The sequence below is a fragment of the Myxococcus eversor genome (genome assembly GCF_010894455.1).
In the GTDB taxonomy this organism is placed as follows: domain Bacteria; phylum Myxococcota; class Myxococcia; order Myxococcales; family Myxococcaceae; genus Myxococcus; species Myxococcus eversor.
This window is the reverse complement of record NZ_JAAIXY010000010.1, coordinates 40,217-58,982: the sequence shown is the minus strand read 5'-3', so window position 1 is coordinate 58,982 and position 18,766 is coordinate 40,217. Positions and strand designations below refer to the sequence as shown.

At 67.9% G+C, this 18,766-nt stretch carries 13 protein-coding genes; 6 read left to right on the top strand and 7 right to left on the bottom strand.

Translation table 11 applies throughout. The annotated features are described in order from the left end of the window. The first annotated feature begins 11 nt into the window (after positions 1-11). The 3 genes from G4D83_RS21070 to G4D83_RS21065 all read left to right on the top strand — a co-directional run bounded on the left by G4D83_RS21070 (position 12) and on the right by G4D83_RS21065 (position 1,707). Complete coding sequence (locus tag G4D83_RS21070) at positions 12-749, top strand: SDR family oxidoreductase (RefSeq protein WP_163866609.1); 738 nt, start codon at positions 12-14, stop codon at positions 747-749. 86 nt (positions 750-835) lie between these two features. After that, positions 836-976, top strand: coding sequence for a hypothetical protein (locus G4D83_RS46240; protein WP_240356463.1), 141 nt, complete (start codon positions 836-838; stop codon positions 974-976). Further along, the gene (locus G4D83_RS21065) at positions 973-1,707 is read left to right on the top strand and encodes a DUF3592 domain-containing protein (RefSeq protein ID WP_240356462.1); all 735 of its coding nucleotides are present in this window, start codon (positions 973-975) and stop codon (positions 1,705-1,707) included. Before G4D83_RS46240 ends, G4D83_RS21065 begins: the two co-directional genes overlap by 4 nt. Before the next feature lie 3 nt (positions 1,708-1,710). On the opposite strand, the gene G4D83_RS21060 is transcribed toward G4D83_RS21065, so the two are convergent. Further along, positions 1,711-2,523, bottom strand: a complete 813-nt coding sequence (locus tag G4D83_RS21060) for a helix-turn-helix domain-containing protein (RefSeq protein WP_338041935.1) — start codon at positions 2,521-2,523, stop codon at positions 1,711-1,713. A 103-nt stretch (positions 2,524-2,626) separates the two neighbouring features. Between G4D83_RS21060 and G4D83_RS21055 the strand changes: the two genes are divergently transcribed. Together G4D83_RS21055 and G4D83_RS21050 are read left to right on the top strand one after the other, a co-directional pair. After that, positions 2,627-3,409 (top strand): SDR family oxidoreductase, encoded by a 783-nt coding sequence (locus G4D83_RS21055; protein ID WP_163866607.1) that lies wholly within the window; start codon positions 2,627-2,629, stop codon positions 3,407-3,409. A gap of 80 nt (positions 3,410-3,489) precedes the next feature. Continuing rightward, entirely contained in the window at positions 3,490-4,524 is a 1,035-nt protein-coding gene (locus G4D83_RS21050) for a DUF3592 domain-containing protein (protein ID WP_163866606.1), read from the top strand. A gap of 42 nt (positions 4,525-4,566) precedes the next feature. On the opposite strand, the gene G4D83_RS21045 is transcribed toward G4D83_RS21050, so the two are convergent. Both G4D83_RS21045 and G4D83_RS21040 read right to left on the bottom strand, forming a co-directional pair. Continuing rightward, a complete protein-coding gene (locus G4D83_RS21045; RefSeq protein ID WP_163866605.1) occupies positions 4,567-4,821 on the bottom strand; it encodes a hypothetical protein in 255 nt (84 codons plus the stop codon). 83 nt (positions 4,822-4,904) lie between these two features. Next, complete coding sequence (locus tag G4D83_RS21040) at positions 4,905-5,627, bottom strand: TetR/AcrR family transcriptional regulator (protein ID WP_163866604.1); 723 nt, start codon at positions 5,625-5,627, stop codon at positions 4,905-4,907. 121 nt (positions 5,628-5,748) lie between these two features. On the opposite strand from G4D83_RS21040, the gene G4D83_RS21035 reads away from it, so the two are divergent. Then, on the top strand, positions 5,749-6,618 hold the full coding sequence (locus tag G4D83_RS21035) for an SDR family oxidoreductase (protein WP_163866603.1): 870 nt from the start codon (positions 5,749-5,751) through the stop codon (positions 6,616-6,618). 82 nt (positions 6,619-6,700) lie between these two features. Here the strand turns inward: G4D83_RS21035 and G4D83_RS21030 are convergent, their stop codons facing one another. From G4D83_RS21030 to G4D83_RS21015, 4 genes are all read right to left on the bottom strand, one after another. Continuing rightward, positions 6,701-13,852 carry an RHS repeat-associated core domain-containing protein gene (locus tag G4D83_RS21030; protein ID WP_163866602.1) on the bottom strand — a complete coding sequence of 2,384 codons (7,152 nt, stop codon included), beginning with the start codon at positions 13,850-13,852 and terminating at the stop codon, positions 6,701-6,703. 232 nt (positions 13,853-14,084) lie between these two features. Continuing rightward, the gene (locus G4D83_RS21025) at positions 14,085-14,654 is read right to left on the bottom strand and encodes a hypothetical protein (RefSeq protein ID WP_163866601.1); all 570 of its coding nucleotides are present in this window, start codon (positions 14,652-14,654) and stop codon (positions 14,085-14,087) included. Positions 14,655-14,705: 51 nt separating this feature from the next. Then, positions 14,706-16,379, bottom strand: a complete 1,674-nt coding sequence (locus G4D83_RS21020; protein WP_163866600.1) for a DUF6923 family protein — start codon at positions 16,377-16,379, stop codon at positions 14,706-14,708. A gap of 272 nt (positions 16,380-16,651) precedes the next feature. Further along, on the bottom strand, positions 16,652-18,622 hold the full coding sequence (locus tag G4D83_RS21015; RefSeq protein WP_163866599.1) for a TonB family protein: 1,971 nt from the start codon (positions 18,620-18,622) through the stop codon (positions 16,652-16,654). Positions 18,623-18,766 lie beyond the last annotated feature (144 nt).

Sequence of the window (18,766 nt, the reverse complement as noted above, 5' to 3'; positions counted from 1 at the left end):
AGGCTCTCCAGATGTCGGGAATCGAAGGGAAGGTGGTTGCCATCACCGGCGCCAGCAGTGGAATCGGTGAGGCGACAGCACGGCTGCTCGCCCAGCGGGGCGCGAAGCTCGCCCTGGGCGCGCGAGGCCTCGACCGCCTCGAAGCGCTCGCGGCGAACATCACGGGCACTGGCGGAGAGGCCCTCCATGCGCGCACGGACGTGAGGCGACGCGAGGACGTCTCCCATCTCGTCGAGCTGGCGAACCAGCGATACGGCAGGCTCGATGTCCTCATCAGCAACGCCGGGGTCATGCCCATCTCTCCACTCGACGACCTGCGCGTCCAGGACTGGGAGGACATGGTCGACATCAACATCAAGGGTGTCCTGTATGGCATCGCCGCGGCGCTGCCGCTCTTCCGCCGGCAAGGCTTCGGGCACTTCGTCCACACCGCGTCCTCGGCGGGACATCGCATCGTCCCGAACCAGGCCGTCTATGCCGGAACGAAGTTCGCCGTGCGCGCCATCTCCGAGGGCCTGCGACAGGAAGCGGGCGACAAGCTGCGGGTCACCATCATCTCACCGGGGGTCACCCGGACGAACTTCGCGGAGCACGTGTCGAACCCCGAGGTGAAGGCTCAGCTCGAGACGATTCGAGAGCAGCTCGCGATGCCTCCGGAGGCGATTGCCCGCGCCATCGCCTTCGCGCTCGAACAACCCGCTGACGTCGACGTCAGCGAGATTCTCATCCGGCCCACGGCCCAGAGCTGACGGCCCTGCGCGCGTCAACGAAGACGCGTGGTGGCGTCCAGCACCTCGCCGAAACCCGATGCCCCGGTCCCCTGTAGACAGGGGCCATGTCTTCTCGCCCGGGCTCGTCCTGCTTGTTTCTCGTGTTCGTGTTGCCGTGGACGGCCCTCACGGGGACCGCTGACTCCTTCATCATCTCCACCATGGTGCGCCAGGTACAGGTGACGAGCTGGCCCTCCGGCTGGTGAAGCGCTACCCCGTCGGCGCCAGCGTGCCCGTGTACTACCGGCCAGGGCAATCCTCGGAGGCGGTGTTGGAGGTGGGCCTGGATAGCTCGGAGCTGTTCGTGCTCTTGGGTCTGATGCCCTTCAACCTGATAGCGCTCTGGCTGTGCGCCTTGATGATGTGGCCCTCGAAGCCAGAGCCGCTCGTGTCTCCCTTCTTCCGGGAGGAGGGCAGCGAGTGCGTGACGCTCGATGCACCGTCGCCCATCAGGAGGACGAGCCTGGCCTTGGGAGTCTCCGGAATCGTGTGCTTCGCGCTCGGGGGACTCACGGGCGGGTTCTCCGCACCGCTGCCCGTGGGCGTGGGGGCCTGGGGGCTCGTCATCGCCTGCGGAGTGTTCGCCGCGCGAAAGGCGCGCGCACGCCTGAAGGCCGGGCACCATGACCTGCGCCTCCACGCCCAGGCGAAAAGCCTCTCCCTGCCGCCCTTCTCCGCACGCAAGCACCGGCTCGACCTGCGGTGGCGCGACGTGCTGGCGCTCCGCATCGTCCCCCAGCTCCGCACGCCCAAGGGGAAGGACGTGAGCCTCTACCGACTCACCCTGGAGGTTTCCACCGCCCACGGAGGGGAGCACCAGGAAGCCATCGCGGATTTCTCCCGCCAGGAGGAGGCAGAAGCGCTGGAACACTGGCTGCGAAAGCACCTCAAGCTGGGTGAGACCGCTCCGGACGAGCTGCGCTCCGCTGGAGCGTGAGGCTCATCTCCCTGCCGCGTCGTGGAACCCGGCCTCCGCCTCGCCAGGGCCGAACCGCTCGCCCGCGCGCTTCAGGAAGGTTCCCGGTGTGAGCCCGATGAGCTCCCTGAAGTCCGCGATGAGGTGCGACTGGTCGTAGTAGCCCGCCTCCGCGGCGATGCGACCCCAGTCCTTCGAGGTCTCCGCCAGCCTCACGGCGCGCCGCAGGCGAACCGTCCGCGCGAAGTCCTTGGGCCCGATGCCGATGCTCTCCGTGAAGGCACGACGAAGATGCCGCGCCGTGACGCCAAGTCGCGCCGCCACGCGCTCCACTCGAACCTCGTCGCCTTCGAGCAAGCGAACCGCGCGGCGAGCCAGCCGTGCCGAGGCAGGTTCGAAGGTCTGGCGGGTGCGAAGGGCCATCGACTGGGAGAGGCGGTCAAGCACCTCCGGCAGGCCCCGCGCCGCGAGGAGCGCATGGCAGAGGTCACTGCCTGAGTGACCCCAGAGGTCTTCCAACGGGACGATGCGGTCCGTCAGCGCGCTCGCTCCCACGCCCAGGAGCGGCGCCGACCAGCCAGGCTTGAACTGAAGGATGACCGCGCGTGCGTCACCGGTGACGTTCTTGAACAGCGCCCGCGTTCGGGGGCCCGCGACGCACACATCCCCGCGCCGCCCCTCGTCGAACATTCGAATGACCAGGGTCGTTCTCCCGTCGGGCAGCCGTGCGAGTTGGCGGGCGCGTCCAGCGACGGACATGACAACGCGAGCGTCTTCGACGAAGCGGGAAAGAGAGAACGTCGAGGCGACGGAGTCGATCGTGCGCGGCACCCGCATACTCTCGCGCGGGCACCTCGTCCGTTCAAGCCGGCGCGGAGCAACCGTGAAGATGTCCGGTCCTTCCAATCGGAGGACGGCGGCGGCGGGTACAAGGGACAGCATGAGCCCTCGAGATTTCGCGGACCGCGTCGTGGTTGTCACTGGAGCGAGTGGAGGTGTCGGAGCCGCTGTCGCCGAGGAGCTCGCGCGACGGGGCGCATCGGTCGTACTGGCCGCTCGGCGCACCGGTCCGCTCGAAGAAGTGGCCAGGCGCTGTGGGAACCAGGCCCACGCCGTCGTCGCCGATGTGACGAAGCGCGACGACGTGCGGCGCATCTTCGATGAGGCCGTCGCGAAGTTCGGCCGCGTCGACATCTGGATCAACAACGTGGGTCGAGGCATCGGCCGCCCGCTGCTCGAAATCACCGACGACGACGTCGACGCGATGATTCGCGACAACGTGAAATCGGTGCTCTACGGCATGCAGGTCGTGACGCCGCATCTCCAGGCGCGTGGCACGGGCGCCATCGTGAACGTGTCGTCGCTTCTTGGCCGCACCCCGCTCCCTCCGCGCGCCGCCTACGCCGCGGCCAAGGCCGCGATGATGTCGCTCTCCGAGGCGTTCCGCATCGAGCTCGCGGGCTCGCACCCTCACCTCCGCGTGGTGGTCGTCTACCCCGGGCGAATCGCGACCGACTTCGGCCAGAACGCGCTGGGGCAGCGCATGATGGACAGCGGGAAGCTCCCCGCCGAGGTCCTCGCGGCCATCGGCGGCGCGACACAGACGGCGGAGGAGGTCGCTCGGGTGGTGTGCGACGCGGCCCTGAACGGCCGGGGTGACGTCTATACGCAGCCGAATGCGTTCGCGCGCGTACGGGAGTACCTGGAGAAGCAACCAGGTTGAGGTTGCAGTTGCGTTACGCGGCCCCCCCCCGGCGACAACGGGCCTCCTCTTGTTCCGGAGTATCCCTGTAGAGTGAGGTCATGTTTGCTCGCCTGGGCTCGCTCTTCTTTTTCCTCGTGTTCGTGTTGCCGTGGGTGACCATGACGGCGGCCTTCGACTATCTCGCCGCCTCCAACCTGGTCAGACAGGCACGGACGGCGAGCTGGCCCTCCGTGCAGGGCACCGTCATCCGGAGCGAGGTGACTTCCGTGCGCTCGAACAAGAGCACCAATCATGGCCTGAAGCTGGCCTACACCTACTCCGTCGACGGGCAGAGCCATGAGGGCAGCACCGTCCAAATCACCGAGTCGATGTCGGGAGACCGCGGGGTCGCGGAGGAGCAGATGGCACGCTACCCCGTCGGGGCGAGCGTCCCCGTCTACTACCAGCCCGAGCAGCCCTCGGAGGCGGTGCTGAAAGCGGGCCTGGACAGCTCGGAGCTGTTCCTGTTCATGCTCATGACTCCCTTCAACCTGATTGCGTTCTGGCTGGGCCGCGCAGTGGTGGGTTCCTGGAAGTCGGAGCCACCGCTCTTGTCCACCTTCGCCCGCGAGGACGGCAGCGAGTGCGTGACGCTGGAAGGGCCGTGGACGGCGGCACTGGTGTCCCTGGTCCTGTTTGGCTCCGCCGTGGTGTGCTTCCTGCTCACTGCGGGCACCATGGGCCTCGACGCACCGCTTCCCGTGGGTGTGGGGGCCTGGGCAGTCGTCATCGCCTGCGGTGTGTACGCCGGGCGGTGGTCGCGCGCGCGGGAGAGGGCCGGGCACTACGACCTGCGCCTCATCGCCCGGTCTCGAAGCCTCTCCCTGCCGCCGTACCTCAAACGGAGGCACCGGCTCGACGTCCGGTGGAGCGACGTGCTGTCACTCCGCGTCGAACCCCAGCTTCGCAAGCCCCCGGCGAAAGAGGTGGGCAGCTACCAGCTCACACTCGAGTTCTCCACCGGCGACGGCGAGGTCCGCCAGGAAGCCATCACCAGTTTCTACCAGCAGGACAAGGCAGACGCGCTGGCGCACTGGCTGCGAAAGCACCTCAAGGTGGGCGAGGCCGTTCCGGAAGAGCAGCGCTCCGCCTGACACGCATGACCCGCTCCCAATCACATCCCAAGGAGCCCGGGGTCAGGGGCTCTTCTTGAGGAGATAGCGGAGGACCGAGGTGAGGCCCGAGAAGCGGAACGACGGGTCGATGTATTTTTCGAGGACGTAGAAGGCGAAGTAGTAGGCGCGGCAGGAAGCCCAGATGGCGAGGATGAGCAGCACCAGGGTCCGCCAGTCCGGCAGCTCCATGAGGATGAGCGCGGACGCCACGAGGCCGATGAGGACGAAGAGGATGGCCTTGCCCCACATCCATCGGTGCGATTGCAGCTCGCGCATGCGCGAAACCTAACCCAGGCCATTCCCTTGACGCAGCAGGAGCGCCCGCGGCCCCGCGTCGAACGCCGCGCCGGACTCCTTCGTCACTCTGCGTCCGCGATGCGCTCGAGCAGCTCGCTCAACAACAGGCTTTCGCCCTTCGAGAGCACACGGAGCCGGGCGACGGACGCACGCAGGGCCGTGGCCACCGCGCGGACCTCCGCGTTCGCCGGGGTCACCGCCTCGCTCGTTATCGCGGCCACGGCCGCCTCGCGCGCGGCGTCAGCGAGCCCGAGGTCGCGCTGGCCTTCGGGCTGGGCCAGGAGCGTGAGCACGGCCCCGGTGCCCATCGCCGACACGAGGCCGACCGCCCGCTCCTCACTGACCCGCAGCCTGCCCGCGAGCGCGATGTTCCGGATGCGGCGCCGCAGGACAGCCTCCCCGTCGCCCTGGGCGGGCGATTGCGACAACAGTTGAGGATCACTGCTCATGAGCGCGAACAGGCCGGGATGACCGAGGCCGAACGCGACGTGCATGTCCCAGCCATCGCGAAAGTCCTGGAGCGGGTCCGGGTGCGGCCTGCGCTTGGACTTCGCCGACACGTAGCGCGTCATCTCATGCTCGATGACGGCCGCCAGGAGGCCGCGCTTGTCTCCGAAGAGCCGGTACAGCGTCGGAGCCTGCACCCCCGCGGCGGAGGCCACGGCGCGCGTGGTCGCGGCATCCGGGCCTCCGGAGGAGATGAGCTCGGCGGCGGCCTCGATGATGCGCGCGCGCACATCGGAGCCATCCGCGTCATCGGCGGCGAACTTCTCGCGGTCCGTCATGGGACGGAGATAACACGCAGCCCGATAGCGTCGCTAATGTCGAGTTGATATCGGCGCTAGCAGGCCCTATGTTATCCATGGAAACGAAAATCTGTTTCCACTGGAATCAAAGGGGCGTTCGATGATTGTGGTGACTGGAGCGACGGGGCAGCTTGGCCGTCTCATCGTGGAGAGCCTCGTCACCCGTGTGCCGGTGGACCGGGTCGCCGTCAGCGTCCGCGACGTGGGGAAGGCCCAGGAGCTGGCGGCGCGTGGCATCCAGGTGCGCCGCGGTGACTTCGCGGACCCGGCGAGCCTCGCGCAGGCCTTCGAGGGGGCATCCCAGGTCCTGCTCGTCTCGTCGAATGCGCGGGCGTATGGCGGCGACACGCTCGCCCAGCACCGCGCCGCCATCGACGCCGCGCGGTCCGCGGGCGTCAGGCGCATCGTCTACACCAGCCACATGGCGGCGAGCCGTTCGTCGGCGTTTCCCCCCATGTTGGACCATGCCGAGACGGAGCAGTTGCTGAGCGATTCCGGTCTGCGGTGGACCGCGCTTCGCAACGGCTTCTACGCGTCGAGCGCGATGCTCCTGCTGGCGAAAGGACGGGAGACAGGCGTCTTCGAGGCGCCCGCGGACGGAAAGGTCTCCTGGACCACGCACGCGGACCTCGCGGAGGCAGCGGCCGTCATCCTGGCGAACGAGGGGCAGTACGACGGCCCGACGCCGCCGCTCACGGCCGCGCAGGCGTTCGACTTCGAAGAGCTGTGCGGCATGGCGTCGAGCGTCCTCGGGCGCCCGCTCCGTCGAAGCACCGTGTCAGAGGACGAGCTGCGCGCGAAGCTCCAGGCGTCCGGCATGCCCGCTCCCGGAGTCGACATCTCGCTTGGCCTCTACCGCGCGAGCCGCGCTGGCGAGTTCGCGGCCGTCGACCCCACCCTGCGGAAGCTGCTCGGGCGCACGCCGACGGGCATGCGCGAGGTGATTGCCAACGCCATCACAACGACCTGACGCTGGGCCCGGCACGTTGGAGGCGCTGATTCCTCCGCGTGCCGGACCCTTATCGCCCGTGGGGCCTGTCAGCCTCCGTGACTCAATGCGAGCGGAGGATCCAGATGTTCGAGTAGTTCTTGAGATTCACTTCGACCCAGGGCTTCGTCGCGTCGACGAAGTAGACCTTGCCGCCGCTGAAGACCGCATTGAAGGCATGGCCCTGCCCCGTGGATTTGAGCGCACCCGACACGATGGCCTCGCTCCCCTCCCCCCAGGACTTCATGGCCTTCGTGACGGCCCGCCTGGTCGCGGTCTCCACCCACGTGCTCTTGAAATAGGCCGCGAGGAAATCCGTGGCCATCGGTTCCCCGTCGATGGCCGCCATCGGAACACCCCTGCGGGTGGAGTGGAGGGCGATGGCGTAATAGCCGCAGTTGCCCCTGCCCCTGCACGACTTGATGAACACCTCCGTGGCCTGCGCACGCAGCTCCGCCGCGACGTTCCCCTGGGGCGCCCCCTTGGGCGACGGCACCATGAACGAGCCGATCATGCCGACCAGCGACCCCAGCAGGCGGTACTTGCCATTCGCGTCGCCGGACGTGCTGGGCCCCAACCAGGTGTTGCGCATGTTCTGGGTGCAGCCCGGACACCAGAAGATGAAGTTGTCGCCCACGCCGGCGGAGAAGCTCGAAATCTTGTCGAGCCGGGCGTTGTAGGCGGCGACCGCGGCTTCGGCGCCCTGCTCCGTATTCGCGATGAGGATCAACGCCTCCTCCACCGTGGTACCCGCCGCGGCGAGCGAATCGAAGCTGTACGAATCGTCCATCACGATGCCGGTCAACGCGATGATGGAAGTCCGCAGCGCGAAGCCGCCCACCGTCTGGGCGCCCGAGGGCCCCAGGGAGAAGGTGGCGGTGGGCACCGGACGGTAGGCCGACTGGGGATTCGCGTCGTCGGGGGAATCGTTCAGGGACTTCACGATGTAGAGGTCGGGGTCGTTGATGACGCTCGGGCCTCCTCCCGGAACATCACCCCCTCCTCCACCGCCGCCGCCCTGGCACTCGCCGCCGCCGCAGGGGTCCAGCCCGGTGGGGTCCGACAGGTTCAGCGGGTCGTTCATCGCGAACGCGTAGGGATTCGTGGTGGCCGAGGTCCGGGGGACGGTGAGCGGATCTCTACTCAGGAACCGCCCCAGCGCCGGGTCATAGAGGCGCGCGCCGAGCTGGCTGAGATTGAACGGCGCGAGCGCGTCTCCCCAGTTCCACTGACTGCTCGTGTAGAGCAGCGTGCCCGGCTGCGCGGAGCCGGTGGACTTCGCCTCGCCAAACGGCTGGTAGTCGATGTCCTGGACGAAGATGCCCTTGAGGTCGGTCATGAAGCGGGCCCCTCGCGTCTCACCGAAGTGGAAGACCCAATCGTCACCCGCGCCCCGCCGGGTGGCCACGATGCCGCCCGGTCCTGGAATGTGGCGGGTGACGAGCTCCGTCTTCACGCCGCCAATCTTCTGCTCCTTGCGCTCGATGAGCCCGCCGAGCTTCCACTCGGCCTTCGCATCCGCGCTGGCGACATTGAGCTCCATCTTCCTCACGGAGCCGAAGGCGCCGTAGCGGAAGACGGCGGTCCCCGGAGGCCCCTCGATGGAGCGCACGTCGCCTGACGGCGCGTAGGTGACGCGGCGCCAGCCCGTCCGCGACGTGTAGTCAATCACGTTGCCCTGCGAGTCATGCCCCACGTTGCAGGGAGAGGAACCCGCGCTGGTGTTGTAGCCGATGCGGCACAACCTGTCCCGGTCGACGGCGCCCACGCTGATGGCGACGTCGCTGGTGCCCACCAGGTCGTTCTGGTTCACGAGGTTGCCGAGCGCGTCGTAGGTGTACTGCCAGTTCGTCAGCGTGGTGCTCCCGTCGGTGCGGAGCGAAGACGCGAGCCTGCCGAGCGCGTCATAGCCCACGTTCGTCTTCGGTCCCGAGGCCGCGCCATCCACAATCTCCCGGCGCGACTTCTCGCGGCCCATGGCGTCGTAGCCGAGCATGATGATGCGACGGGAACCGAAGCTGGAATGGACCGTGGCCTCGTTCAGCAGCCGGCGCCCCACGTCGGCGTAGCTCGCATCGACGCGGACCGCGTCATCGGCGTGCGCCGACTCGCGGACTCGGCCGAACACGTCCGTCACCTTCGCCTGATAGAGCTGATGGGTGCCGGCGCGGTCCGAGTAATGAATGGCATTGAGGCGGCGGGCGGAGTCGTAGGTGTAGTCGACCCACTCCTCACTGAAGCCCGTGTCGGGCAGATAGAACGCCAGCGACGCGAGCGAGCCGTCACCATGGGCCCAGGACTTCTGGACGTAGGTGTAGCCCACGTCATCGGTGTAGACCTGCGCCTCCTGCCGACCCAAGGCGTCGTAGCTGTAGAAGACGCCTCCCGTCGGAGAGAGGACCGTCGACAGCCGGCCCAGGAGGTTCCTCGGGGTGACGAGACTGGTGGGGCTCGAGCCCGTGTCGTAGAGGAAGTCATTCACCGTCTCGGAGTCCACCGTGCCGTTGACGCGTTGTTCCTGATGCGTGAGGCGACCCAGGGCGTCGTAGCGGCTGACCACGAGCCGAGGGCCCGTCGGTGCCGAGATGGATTCATTCCAACTGGTTTCGAGCGGCTCGCCCCAGTTGCTGTACTTGACCGTCTGTGCGGTGGTGTCTGGCGCCGTCCACTGGATGCGCTGGCCGAACGAGTCGTAGGCCCAGGTCCATTGCACCGGAACCGTGAAGGTGGCGGGGTCCTGGTAGCGGGTCATGCTGGTGAGCTGCCCCAGCCGGTCATGGGTGAAGGTGGCGTACTCCAGCCGGGAGCTGCTCTTCCACGTCGACCGGGAGAGCAGCCGCCCCGCGCCCGTCATCGTGGCGGACTTGATGACGCCCGCCTGGGGACTGGTGGACAGCAGGGACGCGGCGTCGCGGACACTGTGGGTCTCCAGGTGGTCCGCGAACGAGCGGGAGTAACACGCGGGGTAGCGCTCCGCGGCCTCATCCGTCACGTTGCTGTAGGCCTGGGGCCCGTGGCCGCGAATGACACACAGGGGTGTGCCATCGACGTTGAAGAAGTGCGTGGTGCCGTAGGCGGTCGCTCCATTCTGCGAGGTGGGGTACGGGTCGGCCTCGAACACCACCCGCCCGAGGGCGTCATAGGTCTTGGCGCCGGAGATCATCACGTCATTGCCGTAGCTGGCACCCAGTGAGCCCTCGGTGCGACGCGAGCGACCCAGCTCGTCCAGATACTCGATGGCGACCTGACCGGTGGCGCTGCCCTCGGTGCCCGAGGGGACCGCGTCGATGAAGGACTTGTGGACGACCCTCCGGCCCAGTGGGTCTCCGCCGGTGAAGCCCAGGAAGCTCGTCGTCGACCGCACGCCAAGCGCTCCACCTGGAGGAGTCATCGTGGTGCGCACGACCCGGCCGTAGCCGTCGAAGTCCGTCCCCAGGCGGGTCTGGTTGGGGTCCAGCGTGCTGAGCGTGTCGAGGGTGAAGGGGTCGAGCGTCGCGATGGAGCCAAGCGCTGGGACTCCCGTGGCATCCACCCGCTGGCTCTCCTGGGCGAGCCCGAAGGTGTCGTACGTCAGGGTCACCTTGCGGACGGCGCCGTCCTCGCGCACGCGGGTGACGATGGAGGGGTTGCCCGCGGCGTCGTAGCTCGCCGTGTATTCGAGCACGGTGTTCAGAAGTGCCCCGGTGTTGACGTCGCGGCGCTCCCTGCTGTGGGAGGTGAGGTGTCCCGCGGAGACGGAGCCCGAGGTCAGCCCGTCATAGAACCAGGCCTCGGAGGCATAGGTGGGCAGGCCAGGCCGGAGGCAGTTCCAGAAGCGGCGCGACATGGGCGCGTGAAGCACCCGAGGGCCCGTTCCCGTCGGCGCGGCGTACTTCGTCTCGACGCAGATGTCGTCATCGCCCTGGTAGGCGTCGTTCAAGTGCTGGACGGTGATGACCCGGCCGTAGTCGTCGACGTCGAGCGCTTCGGAGCGGGTGACGACGTTGTTGGCGGAAGGCGGAGCGGCCTGGCCCCGCCAGGACTCGGCGCTGCGTTGATAGATGAAGCCACGAGAAGAGCAGGTGTCGTAGCGATTCGTGTTGGCGAGCCAGGACGCGAGGAAGTCGAGCGGATAGGCCATCTCGAAGCAATCCAGGCCCTGGTTGGTGTTGCCCGGGACAGGGGTCTCCTCGAAGAGCTTCGCGGTCCATTCGAAATGCGTGCCGCCGACCCGCCGGGGGCTGGTGGCGACATCGGTGGAGAGCAGGCCCCACGCATCCGTGGCGACGCCGGTGAGGAGGGTGATGTCGCGAGTCTTTCCAGCCAGCAGGTAGCGGCTGAAGCGGGCGAGCTTGGAGGTCTGCGACAAGGCAGGGAGGGGATACGTGTCGGTGATGGTGGCGTAGCCCTCCTGGCTCTTCTCCGTGGGGGCGCGCACCACCACCGAGCGCTGGTAGGCGGGAAGCGTGAAGGCCTGGAGCGCCGAGTCGTACATCAGCTCGGCTCCACCATAGGCATACAGCGTGGGGGACAAGTCTCCTCCGAGCCCGAGCGTTCCCCCGGTTCCCACCGAGGTGACGACGATTTCGGGGAAGGGCACCTGGTGCTTGGTGGTGCCGTCCTGCTTGGCGGAGCGGTAGCTCACGCCGGTTATCGCGCCATGGCCGTTGTCGACCTGCACGATGCGGCCGGCCTCCGGCTTGCCAGGGCGGCGGCTGGGGCCGTAGAGCTCATAGACATCCAGGCTCGCGCCGTTGAGGCGCACCACGTCCGGCTTGCCGTCGCCGTTGATGTCGTAGAGGCCGCTGGTGGTGAAGGACTTCAGGCCGTCACACTGGTCCGTCACACTGGACAAGGTGAAGCCGCTGCCCTCCACCTCGATGGTCACCGCCGGGAGTGCGAAGCCGGCGCCAGTGCCGATGGCCACGGTCCAGGTCGAGCCACTGACGGAGACGAAGTCCGGAATCCCATCACCGGTCAGGTCTCGAAGCCCCGTGTTCATCGCCGCGCCAAAAGTCGTGGCGCCAGGCGGGGCGGGGTTCGGCGCGACGCAGGTGGTGTTCTGAGCGGTCTTCTGGACGGAGTAGGGCCCCGGGAGCGTCAACGTCACGGGACTGAAGCCGCGCCCCGTGCCGAGCCTGACGGTGGTCCTGTTGTCGAAGCGGTCGAGCAGGCCGTCACCGTTGACTTCGGCGAGGCCGCAGATCACCGACTGGGTGTCGCCCGTGGTCGTCCAAAGGCCCACGCCACACTCCGTGTTGGCCAGGAGGGTGATGGGGGCGGAGAAGACGGGGCTGCCCTCCTCGATGGCCAGGCCGTAGAGATTGAGCACGGCCTCGACCTTGTTGCTGGTGTCCTGGAGCGGCCGGACCCAGATTCTCCGGGGGGCGTTGAAGACCTGGTTCGGAGTGCCGGGAATGGACGGGAACGAGGGAACCACGTCGACGCGCGATGAATTGAAGACGAAGTCGGGAAAGCCGTCACCGTTGACGTCCTTCACCTCCCAATCCGTGTATGTCTTTTCCGCGTCGGCGCTGAGTTCCCCCGAGGGGGCATCGGGGTTGTTGCATTCATGCGTGGTGTAGCCCTGGGGGTATTCGGTCCAGCCGGTCCCCGCGATGAACTTCCAGCAGGTTCCGACGACGCGCTCGCGACCGCTGAACCGGCTGGAGAGGGGCAGATAGTTGCCGGTGAGGTTGTGACCTCGGTTCAGCAGATGGGTGTAGAGATTGCCGATGCTGAAGGAGCGGCGCACCCACGTGACGCCGGAAGGTCCGGCGCCGGGCGTGTTGAGATAGATGACCCAGCGCCCGGGTTCCGCGGCGGCGTCGATGAGGTCGACGCGGCCATCGCCGTTGACGTCGATGGCCTGACGCCAGACCTTGTCGATGTTCACCGCGGCGCTGCTGTTGGCGAAGCGATTCTGGGTGGCGCTGCGTGTCTCGAAGGCACCCGTCGTCAGGACGGTGTCCGAGAGCTGGGCGTTGAAGGTGCCCGTGCCCAGGCTGATGGTGGAGGAGGTGGCGGGTCGGTTGACGGCCACCCAGAGCTTGCCGTTCTTGGGGTAGACGAGGTCGGGAAGGCCATCGCCGGTGACGTCGGTCAGGCTCTGCCAGGTCGCGGAGCCGGTGCCGGCGGCCACGGGGGGCGCGAAGGTTCCGTCCCGAGCGGTGGCGGAGATGCGCGTGGCGTCCGGCCCGGCGGGCAGCGAGACAATCTGGGTCTTCTTGAAGGCGAGCTTGTTGTTGGTCGTCGCACTGCCGTAGCCAAAGGCCACGACGGGGAGGGCCACGAGTTCCTCCGGGGTGCCCTGGCGGCCGTACATCTTCACGCTGCTCAGGCGTTGCTGCCGGGTGTCGGCGTCCGGCTGATAGGTGAAGGCATAGGAGTGAAGCCTCTGCTTCGAGCCGGTGCAGGTGTCGCGACTCTCGACGTCCAGGCGCTCCAGGATGCGCATCCGCGTCAGCACGCGGTCGCCAAGCAGGCTCAATGACAGGGGCGACGTCGCCGAAGGGCCATAGTTGAGGCCCACCTCGTGCTTGTAACAGTCGGACTGGGGATGGCGGTTGTAGGAGACGCGGCGCAGGTCGAGAGAGACCGCGTCTCCGCCCGGGACGAAGACGGTGGAGACGTCGTAGTCGAGTTTGACGGCGGTGCCGTCGGCGCCGGTGACGGTGCTGAGCAACCAGAGACCGGAGCCCGCGAGCTGGGAGGGCTCGATGAAGCTCCAGGTCCGCCCCCGCCCGTCGTACATCACCCAGATGCCGCCCTGCTCGCGCAGGACCAGGTCGGCGGCGTCATGGCGCGCGACCCAGGTCTGGTCTGTCTTCGGGAACAGGCTGATGGCCTGCCCCTGGAGCATGAGGGTGACCTGCTCGCGTCCCGCGGGAGCGACATTGCTCCCCATCTGCGGCTTGCGGTGGGCATAGCCCGTATCGCGGCGGATATACGAAAGGGGGATGTCCCAGCCCACGCCCGCGGCGCCAGTGCCCTGGGCTCCGGAGCGGATGGCCAGGGGGACGGGCATGCCGCCTCGCGCGGCCGGCAGGTCGAGTGGAACAGAGGCCACATAGCCTCCCGTCAGGTTCACCATGCCCGGCTCGGCGCCGGTATCGGAGGCGCGTCCCGCGTAATGGCCTCCGGTGGGTGCCAGTTGCGCGGCCCCCATGACAGGCACCACCACGATGACAAGTCCCACGGCAATACACAGCCAGGACGTCCGGCCCGTCCACTTCATGCGGCCCCCTCGATGTGACAAACGTGCTCCCCAAGAGCACGACCCGTGCGGGTCAATACACGGAAAGTGGATTCATGGGAAGACCCGGGGGCGAGGCCCAATCCCTCTCAATGGCTTGCGCGTGAGCTCGCACGTATCGGGGCTGCTGGCCGGCCGTGGAATACACGAACGGCCGGCCCCTCGGAAGAGGAGCCGGCCGTCCATGAATCCATCCACCAGGCTCAGCGGTGCGTCAGAAGGCCACCGCCGTCATGGGCAGCACCAGCATGTCACCCTTGCGAGGGCTCACGAGGGAGCGGGCCAGGTCCACATGCACCACCGCGTGCTTGCGTGGAGCCAGGAGGGCCCGGGTGACCTCGAACCGGACGGGTACGGTGCGGACATCGAGTGAGCCCATCCGCGAGCCGTCCTCGAAGGCACCGTACTCGTCGAAGCGGACGACCACCTGGGCCGAATCCACCCCCGGCGGCAGCGTGAAGTAGCCCACGAGGCCCGCGTGGTCCCGCCTCGCGAGGTCCATCACCGTGGCCTTCATCTCCACCGGGAGGAGCTGGCCTCCGGCCGACACGGTCATGCTGTCCACGTTGACGAAGGCGCTCTCGTACGAGTGGTTCCCCACCCCCAGGATGCGGACCTCGAACTGGTTCTCCTTGTCGTTGGGTTGGAAGTCGTCCGCCCGCGCCGGAAGGAACCCACCCGACGGAGGGACCTCCGCCTCTTCGCCCGGCGCCTTCTCCTCATTGCAACCCGCGAGGACCAGCGCCCCCGCCACAGCCGCCATCCACAGCTTCCCGCTCTTCATATGGGTTTCTCCAGAATCTGAATGTTTCGATGGGACGACTCGAACCGGTGCTTAGAGGCTGCCCTTGGGCTCGACGGCGATGCTGAGGGCATGCGACGCCGACGCCGGGCCTCCGTTGAAGGACATGGGCAGCGCGCGTCGAGCGCCCTGGTCGTTGAGGGCGCGCAGCGCGTTGAGCTGCGCCTCCATGTCCTCGCGAGTGCCGGAGTCCATGGCGCTGCGGGCGCGAGCAATCCCGGTCGTCATGGCCGCGCCGAAGAGCCGCTCGTTGCAGGTCGCGGTGAGCGACTGGCGCGCCAGCTTCACGAGCAGGGACTGCTCCTCCGTGCGAGGCACCCGCCGCTGCGTCGCGGCGGGGCTCAGCCACAGGACGCCCATGGCCTCTTCCATGCTCCGCACGACGCCCACCTTGCCCAGGTCGATGTCGCCCCCCGTGGCGAGGCACGCGGACAGCGCCTCCTCATGCGTCTTGAAGTACCCCTCGTTGCGGGTGGTGTTCTTCGCCTGCACGGAGGACGGGAACGGGCATGAGGCGAAGTTCTCGTTGCCGTTGAGGCTCACCGCGCCCTTGGCGGCGACCGTGAAGGCCCCCGTCGTCAGGTTCACGGTGTAGAGCGTGTTGACCGGGTGGACCAGACCCGTCAGGTCGCTGCCATAGACATAGAAGGTGCCCGCGGCGTCGAAGGCCGCGGCGGTGGCCGTGAAGTAGAGCGCCGGCAGACCGGTGAGGCCATCCGGCGGCCCGATGGGCCCGAAGTCGGTGGTGTTGCCCGTCGCCGGGTCGAACCGTGTGAGCCGGTGGGTGGTGTCGTTATAGCCATACACCAGGTTGTCAATCGGGTTCACCGCGAAGTCGAGGAGGACCGCCAGGCTCGGAGCGGGGCCGCTGGAGATGACGGTGCCGGTGGACAGGTTGATGCGCGCGTACGTGGGGATGAGGCTGGAGCCGGGACCGGCGTAGACGAGGTAGGTCCCGTCCTGGAGGACGGTGCCCGCCCGGTACGTGGAGAGGATGTTCAGCTCGGGCAGCGGGCCCACGGTGGTGACGACGCCGTTCGCGTCGATGCGCACGAGCGACTTGCCCAGCAGGGCGTTGTCGATGGCATAGATGTAGCCATCCAGGTGGTTGAAGGCCGTGGCGCCGTAGAACATGCTCGCGTTGGCCAGCGGCGTCAGGGCCGCGGTGGCGGGGTCCATCTCGCTCAGTCGGGTGTTGGGGAGCCCCAGGCCGCTGTCCGAGTAGTACAGCGTGTCGTCGCAGGTAAACCTGTTGTCGGGCATGCAGTTGACCCGCACGCTGCTCTGCGCGGTACCGCTGTCCCAGGAAGCCGCGAACGTGTTGGTGAACGACGCATTGGGAAGCGGGCCCGGTGTCGTCGGGTCGTCATCCGCATTGCCCAGGGTGATGCAGTCCTCGAAGCTGCTGATGGTGCCGTTGAAGTAGGAGATGAGGTTGCCATCCACGGGCACCGACTGCGGAAGCGGAGGGGTGAACGTCCAGCCGTAGGGCGCCAGCAGGGGGTCTGTCGCGGTCAACAGCGTCGAAGGCAAGGTGGGATGGGAGTTGAGGGCGACTGTCGTGACGACCACCGTCGTCGGGTACGACGTGACGTCGAGCGTCTGACGCCCGTTGACGAGCTTCAAGACGACGAAATCATGTGCCTGCGCCGCGCCCCCCACCATCACCGTCGCCGCCGCAATGGCAGCTCTCCATGACTGATGCATTTGCCGCTCCTTCAGAGCACGGAATCCTCCCATATTGGGAAGTTCCGTTCTCTCCCGTTACACCTGACGTGCCATGACAGGGAACGCTGTTTCCCATCAGGAATTGAATAGACAAGCAGGTCCGGCGGTACGACAAACGCAACATCACGACACCTCGTCGAACCACGGCGTCGAAGATTTGTCGGACATAACGTGCACGTCGCACGTTTCTTTCAATGGAGCGGGGCTCCGCTCCAGTTGAGTGGCGGACGACGCCGGTGCGGGGAGGACGCTCAGGGTCGCAGGCGGAAGGGAACCTTGACCACGCGGTAGACGGAGACGGGCCGCCCTTCCAGCATCGCCGGCTGGTAGCGCCAGGTGCGCACCGCGCGCGTCGCGGCGGATGCGAAGGGCTCATCGCCCCGCATCACGGTGACGTCTCGCACCTCCCCGAGCTCCGTGACGACCAGTTTGAGAACGACCAGCCCCTCTCGCCCCACCGCACGCGCGTCCTGCGGAAACTCCGGCTGGAGGTTCCCCGCGAGCTCCACGGGGGGCTTCGCGTTCTCTGGCAGTTGGATGGGCCCGGAGGTGGGGGATGCCCGGGCGGGCGCTCCCACCCCGGTCCTGGACGGTTCCGATGAAGGCTTCGCGTCGGCCGGGGCATCCAGGGGCATGGGGGCACTGAGCGAAGGACCCGTCATCCACTCGGAGGCGCCGGCCGCCTCCGCGCCGACGGCCGACGCACCCGAGCTCACACGGCCCCCGCGCTCGCGCTGCAGCCGATGGTTCAAGAGCACCTGGCCTGAGCCCCCCGCGAGCACGCGGTCCGAGCGGTACCCCTCCCGTACGAACGTCAGCTCCGCGGTGGCCATGCCACCCGCGTCCGGCGGCAACTCCAGCACGAAGGGCGTGGTGCCCCGCTCCACGCCCATCCAGAGGACGCGCGCGCCCTCCGGCTGGCTGGAGATGTGGAAGCGCACGGACCGAGGAGGAGGCGGCGCCACCTTGGCGGGAGGCTCCTGGCGCACCGGCGCGGCCGGAGGCGCTGGGACGAACACCGGCGCTGATTCCACGGGCATGGGAGGACGGCGTGCACCGAGCAGGTAGGCCCCGCTCCCGCAGACGACCAGCGCCCCCAGCGCCGCTACGCTCACGATGGCCTTGCGGCGGAGGCTCGGACTTGAAACGGCGGGACGGAGTGGGGAGGACTCGTCCAGGCTGATGTCCAGCACCAGGGTGCCCTGGGCGCCGCTGGGGGTGGATGGCGTCGACAAGGCAACGGGAATGCGGGTGGGCGCGGTCAGGCTCTCGCGAGGGCCGGTATCCGTCGCGCCGGCGGTCCCCATGCCCGTCACCGCGCGCAGGGCCTCCAGGAGCGCATCCATGGAGTCGTAGCGATGCGTGGGCTGCTTCTCCAGACAGCGGCGCACCACGGCCTCCACGGACTCGGGAAGGGCCAGGTCCGGACGCACCGCCTGGAAGCGGGGTGGCGGCTCCTTGTGATGCGCGAAGATGAGTTCCAGCGGGTCCTGCATCAGGAAGGGGGGGCGCCCCATGAGCATCTGGTACAGCAGCACGCCCAGCGCGTAGACGTCACTGCGGGCATCCGCGAGGTTGCGCGCCTGCTCCGGGGCCATGTACGTGGGCGAGCCCAGGAACATGCCGCCCTGGGTGATGTCCGGCACCGACAGGTGACTTTCGCCTTGCACGACGAAGGGCTTCACCAGACCGAAGTCGAGCACCTTCACGTGGTCGCGCTCGGCGCCCCCCTCCTCCGCCAGCAGCATGACGTTGGCGGGCTTCAGGTCGCGGTGCACCACGCCGAGCCGGTGCGCTTCACGCAGCGAGCGACACACCTGTTGGGCGATATCCACCGCGCGCGGCCAGTGCAGGGGCCCGGCGGCCAGGTGCTCCGCCAGCGTGCGCCCCTCCAGATACTCCATGGCGATGTAGAAGGTCCCGTCGTCCGTCTTCCCGTAGTCGATGATGGTGACGGTGTTCGGGTGGCGGAGCTTCGCGGTGATGCTCGCTTCGAGGAGGAAGCGTCGCTGGAACTCCGGGTCATTGGCGGTGGGGAACGCGGGGCTCAGCACCTTGAGCGCCACCATCCGTTCGAGCGGGAGTTGCAGGGCGCGATACACCCGCCCCATGCCCCCGGCGCCCAGGGGCGCCAGGATTCGGAAGCGCTCGTGGAGCACCTGGCCGAGGAGCGGGTCCACCAGCGAATGAGACGAGGTCGAAGGGCGCGGGTCGGTCTGCATGGCGAACACCTGCGCCAGACCGTCGCATGCAGCCGTCACGGCGGCGTGCCGTCCACATCACGTCCCGGCCAACACCCCGTCACGGCAGTCCGGATGACGAACCCCTCAGGACACCGTCAGGCGCGGCGTGACGCCGCACGGGTC